The organism is Parvibaculum sp. (assembly GCF_030651915.1).
GTDB lineage: Bacteria > Pseudomonadota > Alphaproteobacteria > Parvibaculales > Parvibaculaceae > Parvibaculum.
Window position 1 is genome coordinate 764462 of the sequence record NZ_JAUSBV010000005.1, and the last position, 18149, is coordinate 782610.

The following is an 18149-nucleotide window of genomic DNA, read 5'->3' on the forward strand; positions in this document are numbered from 1 at the left end:
TTGTCAATATATTCATTTACGTTACTGCAAGCCCTCGCGCGCTGCCGCCGCTATGTCGGCACCGGCCCATTTCCGCTATCCTCTCTCCAAACGCCATTCAGAGCATTTCCGGGAGGGAGACCCCCAATGAGCCATTCAACGAGCAGCACGTCTCGCCAGCATGACATCGTGATCCGCGGCGGCACCGTTTATGACGGCACCGGCGCGGCCCCCTTCGCGGCCGATATCGCCATCGACGGCGGCGTCATCGCCGCGGTCGGCAAGGTCGCGGGCACGGGCGCCGAGGAGATCGACGCGACCGGGCAGATCGTCACGCCGGGCTTCATCGACGTCCACACCCATTACGACGGCCAGGTCACCTGGGATCCCTTCCTGCAGCCTTCGACCTTTCACGGCATCACCACCGCCGTGATGGGCAATTGCGGCGTCGGCTTTGCGCCCTGCAAGCCCGAGCAACGCGAATGGCTGCTGGGCCTCATGGAAGGCGTCGAGGATATTCCGGGTACGGCGCTTGCCGAAGGCATCAAGTGGAACTGGGAGAGCTTCGCCGAATATATGGATGCGGTCGCGGCCTCGCCGCTGGCGCTCGATGTCGGCTTGCAAATTCCCCATGCCGCCGTGCGCGCCTATGTGATGGGCGAACGCGCGCCGGCGCTGGAGCCCGCCACCGAAGCCGAAACGGAAGAGATGGGCCGCCTCGTCGTCGAGGCGCTCGAAGCCGGCGCGCTCGGCTTCTCGACCTCGCGCACGGTGAAACATAAAGACGTCAAGGGCGGTTCGACGCCGACCCTGAAAGCCGAAGCGATGGAGCTGCATGGCATTGCGCGTGCCATGGGCAAGGCCGGCAAGGGCGTCTTGCAGCTGATCGCCGACTTCAAGGATACCGACGCCGAATTCGCGATGCTCAGGCGCATGGTCGAGCTTTCGGGCCGGCCGATGTCGATCACCATCGAACAGGACGACCGCTGGCCCGATGTCTGGGCCCGCGTACTCGACAATATCGCGGCGGCCAATGCCGCCGGCCTGCCGATCAAGGGCCAGGTGCCGCCGCGCGCCACCGGCCTCCTGCTCGGGCTGACCGCCTCGCTCAATCCCTTCGTGATGCACCAGACCTTCCGGCAGATCTGGGGGGCGCCGCTCGAGACGCAATTGAAGGCGCTGCGCGACCCCGAGTTCCGCGCCAAATTGCTGGCCGAGGAACCGGAATATCCGGCCGGCGAAATCATCGAGATGATCTGCACCGCCTATCACAAGATGTTCGCGCTGGGCGAGAAGCCCGATTACGAACCGGCGCCCGAGACGAGCGCGAAAGCGGTTGCGACGCGCACCGGCAAAAACCCGCGCGAGGTCGTGCTCGACTGGATGCTCGAGCGCGACGGCAAGGCGCTGCTCTATTTCCCGCTGATGAACTATCACTGCGGCAGTCTCGCCGATGTCGAGAAAATGCTGACGCACCCGAACACCGCCTTCGGCCTGTCGGATGGTGGCGCCCATTGCGGCATCATCTGCGATGTCAGCTTCCCGACCACGCTGCTCACCCATTGGGGCCGCGACCGCACGCGCGGCGCCAAGCTGCCGCTCGAATGGCTGGTGCATGGGCTGACCGGCCGCAATGCCGATCTCGTGGGCTTGCACGATCGCGGCATCCTCGCGCCCGGCATGAAGGCCGATGTCAACGTGATCGACTTCGACCATCTGACGCTTTATTCGCCGCATATCGTCAACGACCTGCCGGCCGGCGGCAAACGCCTGATCCAGAAGACCGACGGCTACACGGCCAGCATCGTTTCGGGCGCCGTTGCCTTCCGCAATGGCGAGCCGACCGGCGTTCTGGGCGGCCGCCTGATCCGCGGCGCACAGCCGCGTCCGGCGGGGGCGCGCATCGCGGCCGATTGAGGGGGCCGCTCAAGCAGGCACCCCGAAAACAGCCTTCATTTGAACCCCCGCCGCGCATGACATAATTTCGTCACGGAACGGTCGGAAGAGAGGGGCGGCAAGCGCCCCCCGGGGCGCGTGACGCCTTTCTGCCGCTGTTTGCCTGGAATTTTCAATGGCCGATCCCGAGTTGCCGCCGCCTGCCCCCGAAGCCGCGCCCGAACCTGCCGCCGCCGATCCGCGCGCCTGGCACCGTTCGGCCTTTGTCCGCCAGGCGGCCTTCTTCTTCATCGTGCTGCCGCTGGTCATCGCCGGCAATCTGGCCGTCTGGGCGGCCTTCAACCAGCCCCATGACGCCGAGGCCTGGACCGGCGACATTGTCGGCTTTTCCTTCAGCCCCTACCGGCAGGGCCAGGACCCGACCAAGAACCGCCACCCCTCGGCGGCCCAGATCGAAGAGGACATCAAGCTGATCGCCGGCCGGGTGCAGGCGATCCGCACCTACAGCGTCATCAGCGGCCAGCAGCGCATTCCCGAAATCGCCGCCAAATACGGGCTCTCGGTCGCGGTCGGCGCCTGGATCGGCGACGACCTCGCGCGCAACGAGCGCGAACTCGCGGCGCTGATCGAACTGGCGCCCCGGCGCAATGTGGTGCGCGTGATGGTCGGCAACGAAGCCCTGTTGCGCCGCGACGTCACCGTCGACGAACTGATCGCCTATATCCGCCGCGCCAAGGAGAAGATCTGGAAGCCGGTATCGACCGCCGAGCCGCCGCATATCTGGCTCAACAATCCGCAGCTGGTGAAGGAAGTCGACTATATCGCCGTGCAGGTGCTGCCCTATTGGGAAGGCATCCCGGTCGACATCGCGGTCGATGCGGTTTTCGAGCGCCTCGCCTTGCTCAAGGAGACCTATCCCGGCAAGCCCATCGTTCTGTCCGAAGTCGGCTGGCCGAGCCGCGGCAAGGTCATTCCGCGCCGCCCCTATGTGGGTCTCGCCGAAGCCGAACTCAGCACCGAAGCCGTGCCCTCGCTGGTCAATCAGGCGACCTTCCTGCGCGAGTTCCTCAACCGCGCCAAGCATGAAGACATCACCTATTACGTCATCGAGGCCTTCGACCAGCCGTGGAAAGCCTCGGAAGAAGGGGCCGCCGGCGCCTTCTGGGGCATCTACAATGCCGACCGGCAGCCGAAATTTCCGATGGCGGGCGGCATCACCGAGGCGCCCGAATGGCGCTTCTGGGCCTCGCTGGCGGCCGGCCTCGCGCTCTTGCCGGCCATGCTCTTCATCCTGCGCCAGAGCCATGTCCGTCCGGCCGGCATCGTCTTCTTCGCCGTGCTGACGCAGGTGGCCGGCTCGGCCATCGCCTGGGCCGGGCTTTCGGTGACCGGCCTCTATTTCACCTGGGTCGGCGTCACCGTCTGGAGCTTCCTCTTTTTCGCGCAAGGTCTGCTCCTGATCGTGCTGCTGACCGAGGCGATCGAATTCGTCGAGGTGATCTGGACGCGCCATGGCGAGCGCCATTTCAAGCCTTTCGACGAGAAAGCGGTCAGCCCGACGGCCAAGGTCTCGATCCATGTGCCGATCCACAACGAGCCGCCGGAGATGGTCAAGGAGACGCTCGCCGCGCTCTCCCGCCTCAACTACGACAATTACGAAGTGCTGGTGCTCGACAACAACACCACCGATCCGGAGGTCTGGCAGCCGGTGCGCGACTATTGCGCGCTGCTCGGGCCGCGCTTCCGCTTCTTCCATCTCGAGAACTGGCCGGGCTTCAAGGCCGGCGCGCTCAATTTCGGTATGGAGAAGACCGCGCCCGACGCCGAAATCGTTGCCGTCATCGACAGCGACTACCAGATCGAGCCGAACTGGCTCAAAACCATGGTTCCCTATTTCGACAAGCGCGATGTCGGCTTCGTGCAGGCGCCGCAGGACTATCGCGATCGCCACGAAAGCGCCTTCAAGAACATGGCCTATTGGGAATATGCTGGCTTCTTCCATATCGGCATGGTCCAGCGCAACAATTTCAACGCCGTCATCCAGCACGGCACGATGACGCTGGTGCGCAAGTCGGCGCTCGAGAAAGTCGGCGGCTGGGCGGAGTGGTGCATTTGCGAGGATGCCGAGCTCGGCATCAAGCTCTACCGCGCCGGCTATGACAGCGTCTACGTCAACCATTCCTTCGGCCGGGGTCTCACGCCCGACACGCTGGCCGGCTACATCACGCAGCGTTTCCGCTGGGCTTATGGCGCGGTGCAGATCGTCAAGCATCACTGGGATGCGCTGGCGCCCTGGGCCGGCAAGAAAACCGGGCTTTCCAGCGCGCAGCGCTATTATTTCCTGGCCGGCTGGCTGCCCTGGTTCGCCGACGGGCTGGCACTGCTCTTCACCACCGCCAGCATCGTGCTGTCGGTCTGGGCGCTTTACCAGCCGCATCTGGTCTATCTGCCGGTTGCCGCCTTCCTCATTCCGACCATCGGCAGCTTCGTCTTCAAAGTCGTCCGCTCGCTCTGGCTCTATGCCGTGCGCATCCGCGACTGTTCCTTCCTCGAAAGTCTCGGCGCCGGCGTCGCCGCGCTCGGTCTCACGCACACGGTCGCCAAGGCCATGCTCAACGGCATGATCACCACCAGCAAGCCCTTCATCCGCACGCCGAAATGCGAGGACAAGCCGCCGCTGGCCGCCGCCTTCATCCAGGTGCGCGAGGAAGCGCTGATGCTGGTGGTGCTCTGGGGGCTGACGATCGCCTTCCTGCTGAGTCCGGACTTCGCCGACAGCCATTCCAGGCTCTGGGTCGCCGTGTTGCTGGTGCAGTCGGTGCCCTATGCCTCGGCCGTGATGTTATCGCTGATTAACGTCATGCCCTCGCTCCGCCGCCGCAAGCCGAAGGCGGAGACGGCGGGCGTGCTTTCGCCGGCCGAGTGAACAGGCTCAGAACCACACCCTGACGCCGAAGCGCAGGGAGGTTTCCTCGACATTGCCGCCGCCGGCGCGCGTGATCGAGGCCGTTTCGCCGAGATCGCGTTCCCACACAAGATCGGCATAGGGCGCGAATTTCCGCGTGATCTCGTAGCGAAGCTGCACACCGGCCTCGATGCTGCTGAAGCCCGCGCCAACGCCGCGTTCCGGCACATCCTGCGCGAACGCATTCAACTCGACATGCGGTTCGGCAATCAGTTTCTGCGTGATCGGAATGTCGAGGCTCTGTTCGAGACGAAACGAGAGGTCGCCCTCGGTCGAGAGAAAGGCGGTCGCATCGGTCTCGAAGAAATAGGGCGCGAGGCCGGTCACGCCGGCGGCGAGATAGGTCTCGCCGCGCGGTTCGAAATCCTGACGAACGCCCAGAAGCACGTCCCGGAAGGGATGCACGTTCCAGCCGTAGAGAAGCTGCAGTTCCGCCTCTTCGGCGCGGCCGTCCTCGATCTTGCCTTCCGACCTGACCCAGAGGCGTTCGCTGTCGGCGGCGGTTCGGGCGAAAGCCCCTGCGGTGCAAAGACTGTTTCGAGATGGGCCGGGCGCGGCGATTCGAATCGGTCAAAATCCCACACGCCGAAAACGGGGATAAGTTTTCTGCAATTTTCGCTTCGACAGGCCGCCCGGCCATGCCCCTGGACATGCTTATCCCCGCCCCGGCATGGTCCCGCGCGGGGGGCAAAATCCGTTTGTGACAGTTTTGTGACAGTTTTTTGACAGAGGGGGGGGTCAGCAGTGCTTTTCGCTGCCCCGAACCACCCTTCCGGGCCTCAGATCGGGCCGCCGCCGTCGATGTTGATCTTCTGACCGTTCGCATACGGATTGGCGTCCGAAACGAGATAGACCACCGCCGCCGCCACCTCTTCGGGACCGCAGACATGGCCGAACGGGTAGCGATCGTCCAGCTCGTGAATGTCCATTTCCTTCTTGCCCATCCGCGCTGCGGCGAGACGGCGACCCATATCGGTGTCGGTCAGGCCCGGCGCCACGATATTGGTCCGTATGCCGAATTTCCGCTCTTCCTTGGCCAGCGTCAGCGCCAGCGCTTCGGCCGCCGCCTTGCCCATATTGTAGGGCCCGCCATTGGCCGAATGACTGAGCGTCGCCACGCTCGAGATGATGATGATGTCGCCGCGCTTCTGTTCGCGCATCTGCGGGATCACCAGCTTCGAGACGAAATGCGGCGCCATCGCATGCACGCGCAGCACGCGTTCCAGCTCCAGCGGATCGGTGTCGGCCACCGTCTGGCCGCGCGAAGCGATGCCGGCATTGTTGATCAGAATGCCGATCGAGCCGAAATCCTTCAGCACATCGGCGACCATTTTCTGGTCCTCGTCGAAATTCTCGACCGAGGCCGAATAGGCTTTCGCCTTGCGCCCGAGCTTTTGAATGGCAGCGACGGTTTCCTGCGCGGCCTCCTCGTCGCGGCGGTAATTGACCGCCACGTCGGCGCCGGCTTCGGCCAGCGCAATGGCAATGGCGCGGCCGATGCCGCGGCTGCCGCCCGTGACAAGCGCCACGCGGCCTTCAAGAGACAGGTTCATTGTCGTCCTCCCCGCGCGCGGTTCACGCCGCGCGATAGCCTTCATATTTCTTCATGTCTTCGCGCAGCACCGTTTTCAGGATCTTGCCGTTCGGATTGCGCGGCAGCGGTTCGTGACGGAGCTCGATCTTGATCGGCACCTTGAAGGCGGCGAGCAGCTTGCCGACATGGGCGCGCAATTCGGCTTCCGTCACCTGTTTGCCCGGCGCGACCTGCACGATGGCGCCCACTTCTTCGCCGAGCACCTTGTGCGGAATGGCGACGACGGCGGCATCCATCACGGCGGGATGCGCGTAAAGCGCGTCTTCGACCTCGACGCAGTAGATGTTTTCGCCGCCGCGGATCAGCATGTCCTTGGCGCGGTCGAGAATATAGGCAAAGCCTTCCTCGTCCATGCGCACGAGGTCGCCGGAATGGAACCAGCCGCCCTCGGTGATCGCGGCCGCCGTCGCTTCCGGCTTGTTCCAGTAGCCCTTGACGATGTTGGGGCCCCTGATCCAGAGCTCGCCGATCTGGCCGCGCGGCAATTCGTTGCCCTGTTCATCGACAACCTTGATGTCGCAGACCGGCACGGCCGGACCGGCGCTGTCGGGTTTCGCGACATAATCTTCGGCGAGGTTCTGCGTCGTGATGGCGGAGGTTTCGGTCAACCCGTAACCGTTCGAGGGGTGCACTTTCGGGAACTGCTTCTTGATGCGGGCGACGAGATCGGGTGCCGAGGGCGCACCGCCATAACCGATCGATTCAACCGTCTCGGTGTTCCAGTTGTCGAACTCGGGCGATTCCAGCACCTGCCAGACCATCGCCGGCACGCCGCCGAATGCCGTCACGCCTTCGCGGTCGATCAGTTCGAGAGCGCGTTCGGGCTGCCATTTATGGATGATGACGAGCTTGCCGCCGCTCGCATAGGTCGAGACGAGGATCGAGTGGCAACCGGTCACATGGAAGAGCGGCACCGAGAGCAGCATCACGCGCGGCGGCGCCGTGGGATCGGGCGCCGGCGGCATTTCACCCCGGCGCATGAAGGCGCGCGCACCGCCCAGCATCGCGTTCATCAGATTGGTGCAGATGTTGCGCTGTGTACCGAGCGCGCCTTTCGGCTTGCCGGTCGTGCCCGAGGTATAAAAGATCGTCGCGTCGTCTTCCGGATGCATGCCGGGATCGGCGATTGCCTCTGCCGGAAGCTTCGCATAGCCGTCCGGCGTTGCGACCAGCGTTTCGAAAGCTTCGGCGACGCCCAGTTCGTCGGCCGGCGTGCGGACGGCGACGAGGCCGTCGAGACCCAGCGCCTTCAGATGCGGACGGATACGGTCGAGGCGCTCGTGGTCGACGATCAGCACCTTCGAGCCCGAATCCGAAATGCCGTATTCGAGTTCGGGGCCGGTGCCCCAGGCGTTCAGCGGCACGATGACGCCGCCGATCGCGGCGACCGCCCAGAATACGATCGACCATTCGGGGAAGTTGCGCATGATCAGCGCCACGCGGTCGCCCTTCTTGACGCCGTATTTGTCCTTCAGCACGCGGGCGAAGGCCGTCGCCGCGCGATAGTGGTTCTCGTAGGACAGGCGCTCGCCTTCATAGATGATGAATTCGCGTTCGCCCCAGGCGCGGCCGAGATCGAAAATCGCGCGCAAGCTTGGCGGCGTTCCCTTGTAGGTGCGGATCGGATTGCCGCGGATCTCAACCGTCTCCATCTCGAAGGGCGAGCCCGGCGAGGTCAGGAAGGCATGCGCCTCCTCGATGGTCATGGCGGGCCATTTGGCGGCGTTGTCGGCCATAGTCGTTCTCCCTGTGGGCGCGGTAGCGCGCCTTCGCTGTTCTTGTTGGCCTAGAGATACCGCGTTTGGCGGCGGATTTGAAGCCGCGCCCTGCCGCTTCCCGTCAGAGACCGAACTTCTTGAGGAGGGCCGTTTCCTCCGCGATGCAGGCCGCAAAGCTCGGCCGGGCAAGGATCGCGGCGAGATAGCGCGTCAGGTTCGGATAAGTACCCGCATCGGGCCTGAAGCCCGCATGGGCGAGGTTGACGAACTGGGTCCCGATCGAAATGTCGGCGATGGAGAAGCTATTGCCCGCGGCAAACGCCTTCGCGCCGATTTCCTTTTCGAGCCAGGCAAAATTGCCCTGCAATTTTTCGGTGAAGGTTTTTTCGGCAGTGGCCTTGTCGGGCTCCTTGCCCATCAGGCGGCTGACAACCATCGGGCGGAAGACACCCATGCCGACGGCGCCGGCCAGATCGCTGTCGGTATATTCCTCGTACCAGAGCGCCTTGCCGCAGGCGAAGGCGTCGGCCGGATAGAGCGCAGGCGCCGGGAATTTGCGCTCGAGATAGCCGCAGATCGCCGAGCTGTCAGGCAGCGTCGCATCCGCGCCGATGCTGTCGTCGCGCAGCACCGGAATGCGCTTCAGCGGCGAGATTTCGAGAAACCAGTCGGGCGGCGGGAAAATATTGACCTGCTCCAGCGTGTAGTCCTGACCCTTCTCGGCCAGGAACACGCGCACCTTGCGCACGAAGGGCGAGAGGCTCGCCCCGTAAACGGTCAATGTCATGATCGGATTCCTCTGGCCGGCGGTTCAAGCCGCGCGGCGTCTGCATTTTGCGATGGGAGAGCAAAGCATTGCAGGGCCGATATGCGCAAGCGCGAAGTCGTCATCCGGCGATGACGAGTTCGACCGAGGCGGCGGCGAGCGTTTCGGCAATCTCGGGCGGCGGCGCGGCATCCGTCACCAGCAGATGGATCGCCTCCGGTCCGGCAAGGCGGATCGGCGCGCGGCGGCCGAACTTGGTTGCATCTGCCGCGACCAGCGTCTTGTCGGCGCGGGCCATGATCTCGCGCGAGAATTCGGCTTCCTGCAGATCGAACAGCATGAAGCCCGTCGCCGCATCGATGGCGGCGGCCGACAGCACGGCATATTGAACCGAGAACTGGCGGACAAAGGCCAGCGCCTCGCGGCCGAAGGCGCCGGCGTCATGCGAACGCAATTCGCCGCCCGCCATGAAGACGCGATTGTCGTTGCGCGTTGCCAGCGTATGCGCCACCGCGACCGAATTGGTGACGACCAGCAGGTCGCGATGGTTGCGCAGCGCCTGGGCGACATAGGCCGTGGTCGAACCAATATCGAGGAACAGGGAATCGCCGTCACGAATGATGCCGGCCACGGCATCGGCGACGCGGCGCTTGGCATCCGGGTTCTCGTCCATCCGCTGATGGAAGGTCAGCTCCTGGACCGTGTCGGGCAGATAGACCCCGCCATGGACCTTCCGCACCAGCCCGTTATCCGCAAGTTTGCGCACATTGCGCCGTATCGTCTCCTCCGACACATCGAGCCGCCGCGCCAGCTCGTGAATACGGCAGGAACCCGAGCGCCGGAGCGCGTCAAGAATTTCCATTTCGCGATGGGTCGCATGCATCGAGCCACTGACGCCTTTTTTTTGGCGGCCTTCCCGCGCGCGCGGCAGACCGCATCGTTTCTTCCTTTTCGCAACATAAGCCACCAAAAACAACAAAACCAAACGCTTTGTGTTGACAAATATTGGATTGACGCATGAACATTAACGCTTGAACGGGATCGGGGAGGCTGGCGGGCGTATGACCGCCGTACTGACCGGGTCGGCATCAGCAACAACAGAAGGGGATGACCATGCGGAGTTCAGGAGTTGTCGGAGCCCTGGCGGGCGCCGTCGCATGCCTGGCGGTAGCGGGGACCGCCATGGCCGAGCCGGAGTCGAAAGATCCGATCAAGCTGACCCTGCACGACTGGTCGGGGCAGCTCATCACCACCAACATCATGGCCGAGGTGCTGAAGAAGGGCGGCTACAATGTGGAACTTGTGCAGGCCGACTATCTGGCGCAGTTCACCGGCCTGAAGACCGGCGACGTGCATGTCGCGATGGAAATGTGGGAGACCACCGGCCGCGAAGCGATGGACGAAGCCATTGCAACCGGCACCGTCGAGAATTTCGGCGAGACCGGGATGGAAGCCGTCGAGGAGTGGTGGTACCCGGCCTATGTAAAAGAAAAATGTCCGGGCCTGCCCAACTGGGAAGCGCTGAACGATTGCGCCGATGTTTTCGCCACCGCTGAAACCGCACCGAAGGGCCGCTATCTCGGTGCGCCGGTGACATGGGGCGGGTTCGACGATGAACGCGTCGAGGCGCTGGGCCTCAACTACGAAGTCGTTCATGCCGGCACCGATGCCGCGCTCTTTGCCGAACTCCAGTCGGCCTATGACCGCAAGGCGCCGATCCTGCTCTGGGTCTATGCGCCGCATTGGGCACAGATCAAGTTCGAAGGCGAGTGGATCGAATTCCCGACCTATACGCCGGAGTGTTACAGCGACCCGGCCTGGGGCTCCAATCCCGATATGGCCTATGACTGCGGCAAGCCGCGCGGGCCGATCTGGAAGGTCGGCTGGGCCGGCGTGAAGGACAAGTGGCCGGGCGCCTACAACGCCATCAAGGCGTTCAACATTTCCAATGACGAAATGGCTGCCATGATCGCTGCCGTCGACCTCGACGGTGCCGCGCTCGATGCGGTCGTCGCCGACTGGATGAGCGAGAATGAGGAGCGCTGGTCGGCCTGGCTCGAATAGGCCGATCTGCAACCGAACAAGACGGCGGGCCAGCAGCGATTTGCTGGCCCGCTCTCGCTTCGCTGCCAGTGCAAGCCGGATGGGTTGCCGGTGCGACGGTCATCCCTCCCATTGAGAGCGTCAATGTCCGAAAAGCCCGTCAAGCTCGCCTGCCGCAATCTGTGGAAACTGTTCGGCGATGGCGCCGCCCGGTTTGTCGCGCGGCACGGCGCGGGCGCCGACGCGGCCGCCATCCAGGCGGCCGGCCTGATCGGCGCGGTGCGCAATGTCAATATCGACGTCCGGCAGGACGAAATCTTCGTCATCATGGGACTTTCCGGCTCCGGCAAGTCGACGCTGGTGCGCTGTCTGTCGCGCCTGATCGAGCCGACCTCCGGCCAGATTCTTTTCGACGGCCGCGACCTTCTGCGCGCCAGCACGCGCGAGATGATCGAGATCCGGCGCCACAAGATGGGCATGGTGTTCCAGCACTTCGCGCTGCTGCCGCATCTCAACGTGTTGCAGAATGTCGCCTTCCCGCTCGAGGTCCAGGGCGTGCCGCGCGACAAACGCGAGGCGCGCGCGCGCGAGATCATCGAACTGGTGGGACTGGGCGGCCGCGAGAGCTATTTTCCGCGCGAGTTGTCGGGCGGCCAGCAGCAGCGCGTCGGTATTGCCCGCTCGCTTGCCGTTGAGCCGGATATCTGGTTTCTCGACGAGCCCTTCTCCGCGCTCGATCCGCTGATCCGGCGCGAAATGCAGGATGAGTTCCTGCGCCTGCAGAACATGCTGCACAAGACCATCGTCTTCATCACGCATGATTTCGACGAGGCGATCCGGCTTGCCGACCGCATCGCCATCATGAAGGACGGCGAAATGGTGCAGGTGGCAACACCCGAGGAACTGGTCCTGAACCCCGCCACCGACTATGTGGCCGAATTCACCCGCGACGTCTCGCGCGCCAAGGTGCTGACGGCGGGCACGGTGATGGGACCGGTGCTGCGGGAGAGCGAGACCGCCGGCACGGTGCCCCAGCGTGCGCGCGTGGCGCAGATCGCCCACCAGGTCGAGGCCGCGGACAAGCCGTTCGCCGTCGTCGATGCCGAAGGCCGCATTGTCGGCAGCATCGACCGCCGGCGCGTGGTCAATGTCCTGATCGGACGGGACGCCGGCGCATGACGATCGCGGGCCGCAGACTGACACCCTGGGCCGCGTTCTGGCTGGCGGCGGCGATCGCGTCGTTCTTTCTTGCCGCGCATGGTGCAAGCATGACCGCGGCCATCGACGCCGGATGGGCAATGCAATATCCGGCCGCATGGCGCTGGCCGCTCAATGCGCAAATCTCGGCCGCGATGAAATGGCTGGTCGAAGAGGTCCATTTCCACTTCTTCACCTTCACCGAGATGACGCGCGGCCTCGCTTGGCTTCTGAAACAGCCTTACGACTTCATCCGCTCGCTGCTGGTGGGCGGCTTCGTGCGCGGCCTCGGCCGGGACGCCGTTCAGCTTCTGCCGTCGCTCAGCTGGCTCGCCGTCGTCTTCATCGTCGCGGCCATGGGCTATTACGCGCGCAGCTGGCGCCTCGCCTTGCTGGTGGCCGGCTGCTTCCTCTATCTCGCCGTTTTCGGCAAATGGAACAGCGCGATGGTGACGCTGTCCTCGATCCTGATCGCCGTGCCGCTGGGCGTGGTCGGCGGGCTGCTGCTGGGGATCGCCGGCTATCGCTGGCGCACATTCGACCGGGTGCTGACGCCGGCGCTCGACCTGATGCAGACGGTGCCGATCTTTGCCTATCTGGTGCCGATCCTGTTTCTGTTCGGCTTCGGTCCCGTTTCGGCGCTGATCGCAACCGTCATCTATGCGATGCCGCCGATGGTGCGCGTCACAACACTGGCACTGCGTGCGGTCCCGTCCGAAATTCGCGACTTTGCGGTGATGGTCGGCTGCAGCCGCCGCCAGATGACGTGGAAGGTGCTCGTTCCGGCCGCGACGCCCAGCCTGATGGTCGGCGTCAACCAGGTCATCATGCTGTCGCTCAACATGGTGATCATCGCCTCGATGATCGGCGCGGGCGGGCTCGGCTTCGAAGTGCTGAGTTCGTTGCGCCGCCTCGATATCGGCGCGGGCCTCGAAGCCGGCATCGCTATTGTCGTGCTCGCCATCGCGCTCGACCGGCTGAGCCAGGCCTTTGCCCAGCGCAGCGGCTACAGGCACAGCGAGAGCAGCAACTACCTGACGCGCCATCCCTGGCTCGTCACCACGGCGCTGGTCGTGCTCGGGACCGGTCTTGCCGGGCTTTTCGTTCCGGCCCTGCAGGATTATCCGGCCAGCGCCACCGTCACGACGGCGCCGTTCTGGTCGGATCTGGTGCGGAGCATCAATATCGCCTTCTTCGATCAGTTCGAAGCGGCGAAGGTCTTCATGCTGGTCAACATCCTGATGCCGGTGAAGCGCTTCATGCTGGCGCTGCCCTGGCCATGGCTCGTGCTGCTGGCCACGATTGCGGGCTGGCAGCTGGGCGGATGGCGGCTCGCCACGCTCTGTCTCGGCCTTTCGGTTTTCATTGCCGTCAACGGTCTCTGGGAACTGGCCATGGTGACGATCTATCTCTGCGGCATCTCGGTCGCCATTGCTGCGATGATCGGTATTCCACTGGGCATACTGGCGACCGAAAATGCGCATGCCCAGCGGATCGTCGGCGCCGTCATCGATACGCTGCAGACGCTGCCAAGCTTCGTCTATCTGATTCCAGTGGTGATGTTGTTCCGGGTCGGCGACTTTGCCGCGATGATCGCGGTTATTCTCTATGCGCTCGCCCCCGCCGTGCGCTACACCGCACATGGCATCCGCAACATCGACCCGCAACTGATCGAAGCCGGCATCGTGTCGGGTTGCACGCGGCGCCAGCTTCTGTGGCGGATCAAGATGCCGCTCGCAATGCCCGAGATCATGCTCGGCATCAATCAGACGATCATGCTGGCGCTGTCGATGCTGGTCATTACCGCGCTTGTCGGCACGCGCGATCTCGGACAGGAGGTCTATATCGCGCTGACAAAGGCCGATGTCGGGCGCGGACTCGTGGCCGGCGCCGCCATCGCCTTTATCGCCATCATTGCCGATCGCCTGATCTCGGCCGGTGCGGCTCGAACCCGCCAGAGACTGGGACTCGCATGATCTGGAAACGGAAAAACAATCCCCTCCGCCGGGCCGCCACCCTTCCCTGCTGGAAGAGCCGGGTCAACCCGGTGCCGCTCAAGGGCGGGATCACCAATGTCAATTTCGTGGTCGAGGATCGCGGCCGCAAATATGTCGCGCGGATCGGCGACGACCTGCCGGTTCACCAGGTGATGCGCTTCAACGAACTGGCGGCGGCACGGGCCGCGGCCGATGCCGGTATATCGCCGGCCGTGATCCATCACGAACCGGGCGCGCTGGTCATCGACTTCATCGAAGGAAAAACGCTGACAGCTGCCGATGTGCGCGACCCGGCCATGCTGGCACGCATCGTGCCCCTGCTGAAAAAATGCCACCGCGAGATTCCGAAATTTCTGCGCGGGCCGGTCCTCGCCTTCTGGGTGTTCCATGTGGTGCGCGATTACGGCTGGACGCTGAAGGCCGGCCGGAGCCGCCACCTCACACGGCTGCCCGACTTTCTGGCGGCGGCCGACAAGCTCGAACGGGCCGTCGGGCCGGTCGAGATGGTGTTCGGCCACAATGACCTGCTGCCGGCCAATTTTCTCGACGATGGCGAGCGGCTCTGGCTGATCGACTGGGACTATGCCGGCTTCAACAGTCCGTTGTTCGACCTTGGCGGGCTTGCCTCCAACAACGAGTTGACGCCGGCCCAGGAAACATGGCTGCTCGAAACCTATTTCGAGACGCCCGCGACCGACGATCTCCGCCGCCGCTATGCGGCGATGAAATGCGCGTCGCTGCTGCGCGAGACCATGTGGAGCATGGTCTCCGAGCTCCATTCCAAGATCGACTTCGATTATGCCGCCTATACGGCCGAAAACCTGTCGCGCTTCGACGCGGCCTATAGCGCCTTCAACAGGACCTGAAAGACATGCACGCGTTACCCGGCACGGCCAAGGCGGTCATCATCGGCGGCGGAATCGTCGGCTGCTCGACGGCCTATCATCTGGGAAAGCTGGGCTGGACCGACACCGTTCTGCTTGAGCGCAAGAAACTGACCTCCGGCACGACGTTCCACGCGGCCGGCCTTGTCGGCCAGTTGCGGACCAGCGCCAACATCACGCAGCTGCTGGGCAACTCGGTCGCGCTCTACAATACGCTCGAAGAGGAGACCGGTCTCGGTACGGGCTGGAAGATGAATGGCGGGTTGCGGCTTGCCTGCAACGCCGAGCGCTGGACGGAGGTCAAGCGACAGGCGACGACTGCGCGCTCCTTCGGTCTCGAAATGCATCTGCTGAGCCCGAAAGAAGCGCAGGATCTCTGGCCGCTGATGCAGATCGACGACGTGGTGGGGGCCGCCTTCCTGCCGACCGACGGCCAGGCCAATCCCTCCGACGTGACGCAGGCCCTTGCCAAGGGCGCGCGCATGTCGGGCGTCCGGATTTTCGAGGATACCGCGGTCGTCTCGATCGATGTCGAGGACGGGCGCATTCGCGGCGTCGTGACCGAGCATGGCCGGATCGATTGCGAGATCGTGATCTGCTGCGCCGGGCAGTGGACGCGCGTGCTTGCGGCCACGGTCGGCGTCAATGTGCCGCTGGTGTCGGTCGAGCATCAATACATGATCACCGAGAAGATCGAGGGCGTGAAATCGAACCTGCCGACACTGCGCGATCCCGACCGGCTGACCTACTACAAGGAGGAAGTTGGCGGATTGGTGATGGGTGGATATGAGCCCAATCCGATTCCCTGGGCCATGGACGGCATTCCCGACGGCTTTCACTACACGCTGCTCAGCTCCAATTTCGATCATTTCGAGCCGATCATGGAACTGGCCCTGGGGCGGGTGCCGGCGCTGCAGACCGCCGGCATCAAGACGCTGATCAACGGACCCGAAAGCTTCACGCCGGACGGCAATTTCATTCTCGGCGAAGCGCCGGAGCTGAAGAACTTCTTTGTCGGCGCCGGGTTCAATGCCTTCGGCATTGCCTCCGGCGGCGGCGCCGGCCAGGCGCTGGCCGAATGGGTCGTCAAGGGCGAGGCGCCCTACGATTTGTGGCCGGTCGACATCCGGCGTTTCGGGCGACCGCATTTCGACACCGACTGGGTCCGGACGCGAACGCTCGAGGCCTATGGCAAGCACTACACGATCGCCTGGCCCTTCGAGGAACACTTAAGCGGACGCCCCTGCCGGCGCTCGCCGCTCTATGCCCATCTGAAGGAGCAGCAGGCCTGTTTCGGCGAAAAGCTGGGCTGGGAGCGCCCCAACTGGTTCGCCGATCCGGCGGCCGGCGAAACGCCGGAAGATCGCTACAGCTATGGCCGGCAGAACTGGTTTGCCGCGGTCGGGCGCGAGCACAAGGCAACGCGCGAAGGCGTGACGATTTTCGACCAGACGTCGTTTGCCAAGTTCACGGTGAAGGGGCCCGATGCCGAAGCGGCGCTGACATGGATCTGTGCCAATGACGTCGCCAAGGCGCCGGGCAGCCTGACCTATACGCAAATGCTCAACGACCGGGGCGGCATCGAATGCGACCTGACCGTGGCGCGCGTTGCGCCTGACGAATTCTACATCGTGACCGGCACCGGCTTTGCGACGCATGATTTCGACTGGATTTCACGCAACATTCCGGCCGGCATGAACGCACAGATCGTCGACGTCACCTCGTCGAACGCGGTGCTGGCGCTGATGGGGCCGAAGGCACGCGACGTGTTGGCAGCCGTCACGCGCGACGATGTGTCGAACACGGCCTTCCCCTTCGGCCAGGCGCGACGCATCGGTATTGCCGGCTGCCCAGTTCTGGCGCTCCGCGTCACCTATGTCGGCGAGCTAGGTTGGGAACTGCATCTGCCGGTCGAATATGCGGTCAATGTCTATGAGGCGCTGATGCGGGCGGGCGCGGCGCATGGCATTTCGAATGCCGGCTACCGCGCCATCGAGTCGCTGCGGCTCGAAAAGGGTTATCGCGCCTGGGGTTCGGATATTGGTCCCGATCACACGCCGCTCGAGGCGGGGCTGGGCTGGGCCGTCAAGCTGCGCAAGAACGTGCCGTTCAAGGGACGCGAGGCGATGCTGGCCCAGAAGGAAGCGGGCGTGAAAAAGATGCTGGCCTGCTTCACGGTCGACGATCCCGAGACGATCCTGCTCGGCCGCGAAACGATCTACCGCAATGGCGAACGCGTGGGCTGGCTGACCAGCGGCGGCTATGGCTACACGGTCGGCAAGTCGATCGGTTATGGCTATGTGCGCCATCCGGCCGGCGTGACCGCGGATTATGTGATGGCGGGCCGCTATGAGCTGGAGGTCGCGACCGTCCGCATTCCGGCCGAGGTCCATCTCGAACCGCTGCACGATCCGAAAATGGCGCGAATCAAGGCTTGAACGCGAAGCGGCGATGCGCGTGCCAGAAGGAAACACCTCCCGGGCGCCTGACGCAAGCGACGGTCAGCTTCCGTTAACCGGCCGGTGAGAGACTAACGAAAGGTCACCGACGGATTCGCGGGAGAGCACGACCTTGTCTTCATTCACCTCGCAGGCCGCGCCGCGCCGGATCGACACCGCATCGCCGGTGACGCTTCTGGACGCGCCGGAGAATACCGACGCCATAGCGCTCCACGACTACTGGCAGTCCAGGCGCGGCGAACGGCCGATACCCGACCGCGCCGACATCCGGCCATCGGACTTCACACGCATGCTGCCTTCGGTCGCCATCATCGAGGTGATCGATGGCGGTCGCGATTTCCGTTTCCGGCTTTTCGGCAGCGAGCTTGCCACTTGGATGGGCTGCGATCGTACCGACCAACGCTTTACGCAAATGCAGCCCGCGCCGGGCTCCGACCTTTCGCCGGAGCAGGTTCGGAAGCGGTGGATCGATGTCGCGAGCGGCGCTCTTGCGGCGGCGCGGCCGATCTTCCTCAAGGCGCCGGTTCTCACCGCCAGCGCCGTTCTCACAATGCATGCGGTGATTATGCCACTGACCGCGGGCGGCTCGGAAATCGAGCAGCTCTTCGGCGGCGCTTTTGTCACCTCAACGCCAGCCAAGAGCTGATTTCC

Annotated in this window: 13 protein-coding genes; 8 read left to right on the top strand and 5 right to left on the bottom strand. The window is 64.1% G+C overall.

Translation table 11 applies throughout. The annotated features are described in order from the left end of the window. Window positions 1-126 precede the first annotated feature (126 nt). Together Q7V31_RS08030 and Q7V31_RS08035 are read left to right on the top strand one after the other, a co-directional pair. Window positions 127-1896 carry an amidohydrolase family protein gene (locus tag Q7V31_RS08030; RefSeq protein ID WP_304733554.1) on the top strand — a complete coding sequence of 590 codons (1770 nt, stop codon included), beginning with the start codon at window positions 127-129 and terminating at the stop codon, window positions 1894-1896. 154 nt (window positions 1897-2050) lie between these two features. Beyond that, the gene (locus Q7V31_RS08035) at window positions 2051-4801 is read left to right on the top strand and encodes a glycosyltransferase (protein WP_304733555.1); all 2751 of its coding nucleotides are present in this window, start codon (window positions 2051-2053) and stop codon (window positions 4799-4801) included. A gap of 6 nt (window positions 4802-4807) precedes the next feature. Here Q7V31_RS08035 and Q7V31_RS08040 read toward each other — a convergent pair whose 3' ends face one another. The 5 genes from Q7V31_RS08040 to Q7V31_RS08060 all read right to left on the bottom strand — a co-directional run bounded on the left by Q7V31_RS08040 (window position 4808) and on the right by Q7V31_RS08060 (window position 9801). Beyond that, window positions 4808-5407, bottom strand: coding sequence for a copper resistance protein B (locus tag Q7V31_RS08040; RefSeq protein ID WP_370690646.1), 600 nt, complete (start codon window positions 5405-5407; stop codon window positions 4808-4810). Window positions 5408-5619: 212 nt separating this feature from the next. Further along, the gene (locus tag Q7V31_RS08045) at window positions 5620-6393 is read right to left on the bottom strand and encodes an SDR family NAD(P)-dependent oxidoreductase (RefSeq protein ID WP_304733556.1); all 774 of its coding nucleotides are present in this window, start codon (window positions 6391-6393) and stop codon (window positions 5620-5622) included. 22 nt (window positions 6394-6415) lie between these two features. After that, window positions 6416-8170, bottom strand: a complete 1755-nt coding sequence (locus Q7V31_RS08050; protein ID WP_304733557.1) for a class I adenylate-forming enzyme family protein — start codon at window positions 8168-8170, stop codon at window positions 6416-6418. Window positions 8171-8273: 103 nt separating this feature from the next. Beyond that, entirely contained in the window at window positions 8274-8939 is a 666-nt protein-coding gene (locus Q7V31_RS08055; protein WP_304733558.1) for a glutathione S-transferase family protein, read from the bottom strand. A 100-nt stretch (window positions 8940-9039) separates the two neighbouring features. Then, window positions 9040-9801, bottom strand: a complete 762-nt coding sequence (locus tag Q7V31_RS08060) for a DeoR/GlpR family DNA-binding transcription regulator (protein WP_304733559.1) — start codon at window positions 9799-9801, stop codon at window positions 9040-9042. A 299-nt stretch (window positions 9802-10100) separates the two neighbouring features. Here Q7V31_RS08060 and Q7V31_RS08065 point away from each other — a divergent pair, with 299 nt between their 5' ends. From Q7V31_RS08065 to Q7V31_RS08090, 6 genes are all read left to right on the top strand, one after another. Next, a complete protein-coding gene (locus tag Q7V31_RS08065) occupies window positions 10101-10982 on the top strand; it encodes an ABC transporter substrate-binding protein (RefSeq protein ID WP_304733560.1) in 882 nt (293 codons plus the stop codon). A 123-nt stretch (window positions 10983-11105) separates the two neighbouring features. Then, complete coding sequence (locus Q7V31_RS08070) at window positions 11106-12140, top strand: glycine betaine/L-proline ABC transporter ATP-binding protein (RefSeq protein WP_304733561.1); 1035 nt, start codon at window positions 11106-11108, stop codon at window positions 12138-12140. Beyond that, window positions 12137-14134, top strand: coding sequence for a proline/glycine betaine ABC transporter permease (locus tag Q7V31_RS08075; protein WP_304733562.1), 1998 nt, complete (start codon window positions 12137-12139; stop codon window positions 14132-14134). Before Q7V31_RS08070 ends, Q7V31_RS08075 begins: the two co-directional genes overlap by 4 nt. Continuing rightward, window positions 14131-15021, top strand: coding sequence for a choline kinase family protein (locus Q7V31_RS08080; protein WP_304733563.1), 891 nt, complete (start codon window positions 14131-14133; stop codon window positions 15019-15021). Before Q7V31_RS08075 ends, Q7V31_RS08080 begins: the two co-directional genes overlap by 4 nt. 5 nt (window positions 15022-15026) lie before the next feature. Further along, window positions 15027-17477: an FAD-dependent oxidoreductase gene (locus Q7V31_RS08085; RefSeq protein WP_304733564.1), complete on the top strand. Its 2451-nt coding sequence runs from the start codon at window positions 15027-15029 to the stop codon at window positions 17475-17477. A gap of 133 nt (window positions 17478-17610) precedes the next feature. Continuing rightward, on the top strand, window positions 17611-18144 hold the full coding sequence (locus tag Q7V31_RS08090) for a PAS domain-containing protein (protein ID WP_304733565.1): 534 nt from the start codon (window positions 17611-17613) through the stop codon (window positions 18142-18144). The last annotated feature ends 5 nt before the right edge of the window (window positions 18145-18149 follow it).

Coding starts and splice junctions, on each gene's coding strand:
- Q7V31_RS08030 (WP_304733554.1), top strand. CDS start 127: ATGAGCCATTCAACGAGCAGCACGTCTCGCCAGCATGACATCGTGATC.
- Q7V31_RS08035 (WP_304733555.1), top strand. CDS start 2,051: ATGGCCGATCCCGAGTTGCCGCCGCCTGCCCCCGAAGCCGCGCCCGAA.
- Q7V31_RS08045 (WP_304733556.1), bottom strand. CDS start 6,393: ATGAACCTGTCTCTTGAAGGCCGCGTGGCGCTTGTCACGGGCGGCAGC.
- Q7V31_RS08050 (WP_304733557.1), bottom strand. CDS start 8,170: ATGGCCGACAACGCCGCCAAATGGCCCGCCATGACCATCGAGGAGGCG.
- Q7V31_RS08055 (WP_304733558.1), bottom strand. CDS start 8,939: ATGACATTGACCGTTTACGGGGCGAGCCTCTCGCCCTTCGTGCGCAAG.
- Q7V31_RS08060 (WP_304733559.1), bottom strand. CDS start 9,801: ATGCATGCGACCCATCGCGAAATGGAAATTCTTGACGCGCTCCGGCGC.
- Q7V31_RS08065 (WP_304733560.1), top strand. CDS start 10,101: ATGGCCGAGCCGGAGTCGAAAGATCCGATCAAGCTGACCCTGCACGAC.
- Q7V31_RS08070 (WP_304733561.1), top strand. CDS start 11,106: ATGTCCGAAAAGCCCGTCAAGCTCGCCTGCCGCAATCTGTGGAAACTG.
- Q7V31_RS08075 (WP_304733562.1), top strand. CDS start 12,137: ATGACGATCGCGGGCCGCAGACTGACACCCTGGGCCGCGTTCTGGCTG.
- Q7V31_RS08080 (WP_304733563.1), top strand. CDS start 14,131: ATGATCTGGAAACGGAAAAACAATCCCCTCCGCCGGGCCGCCACCCTT.
- Q7V31_RS08085 (WP_304733564.1), top strand. CDS start 15,027: ATGCACGCGTTACCCGGCACGGCCAAGGCGGTCATCATCGGCGGCGGA.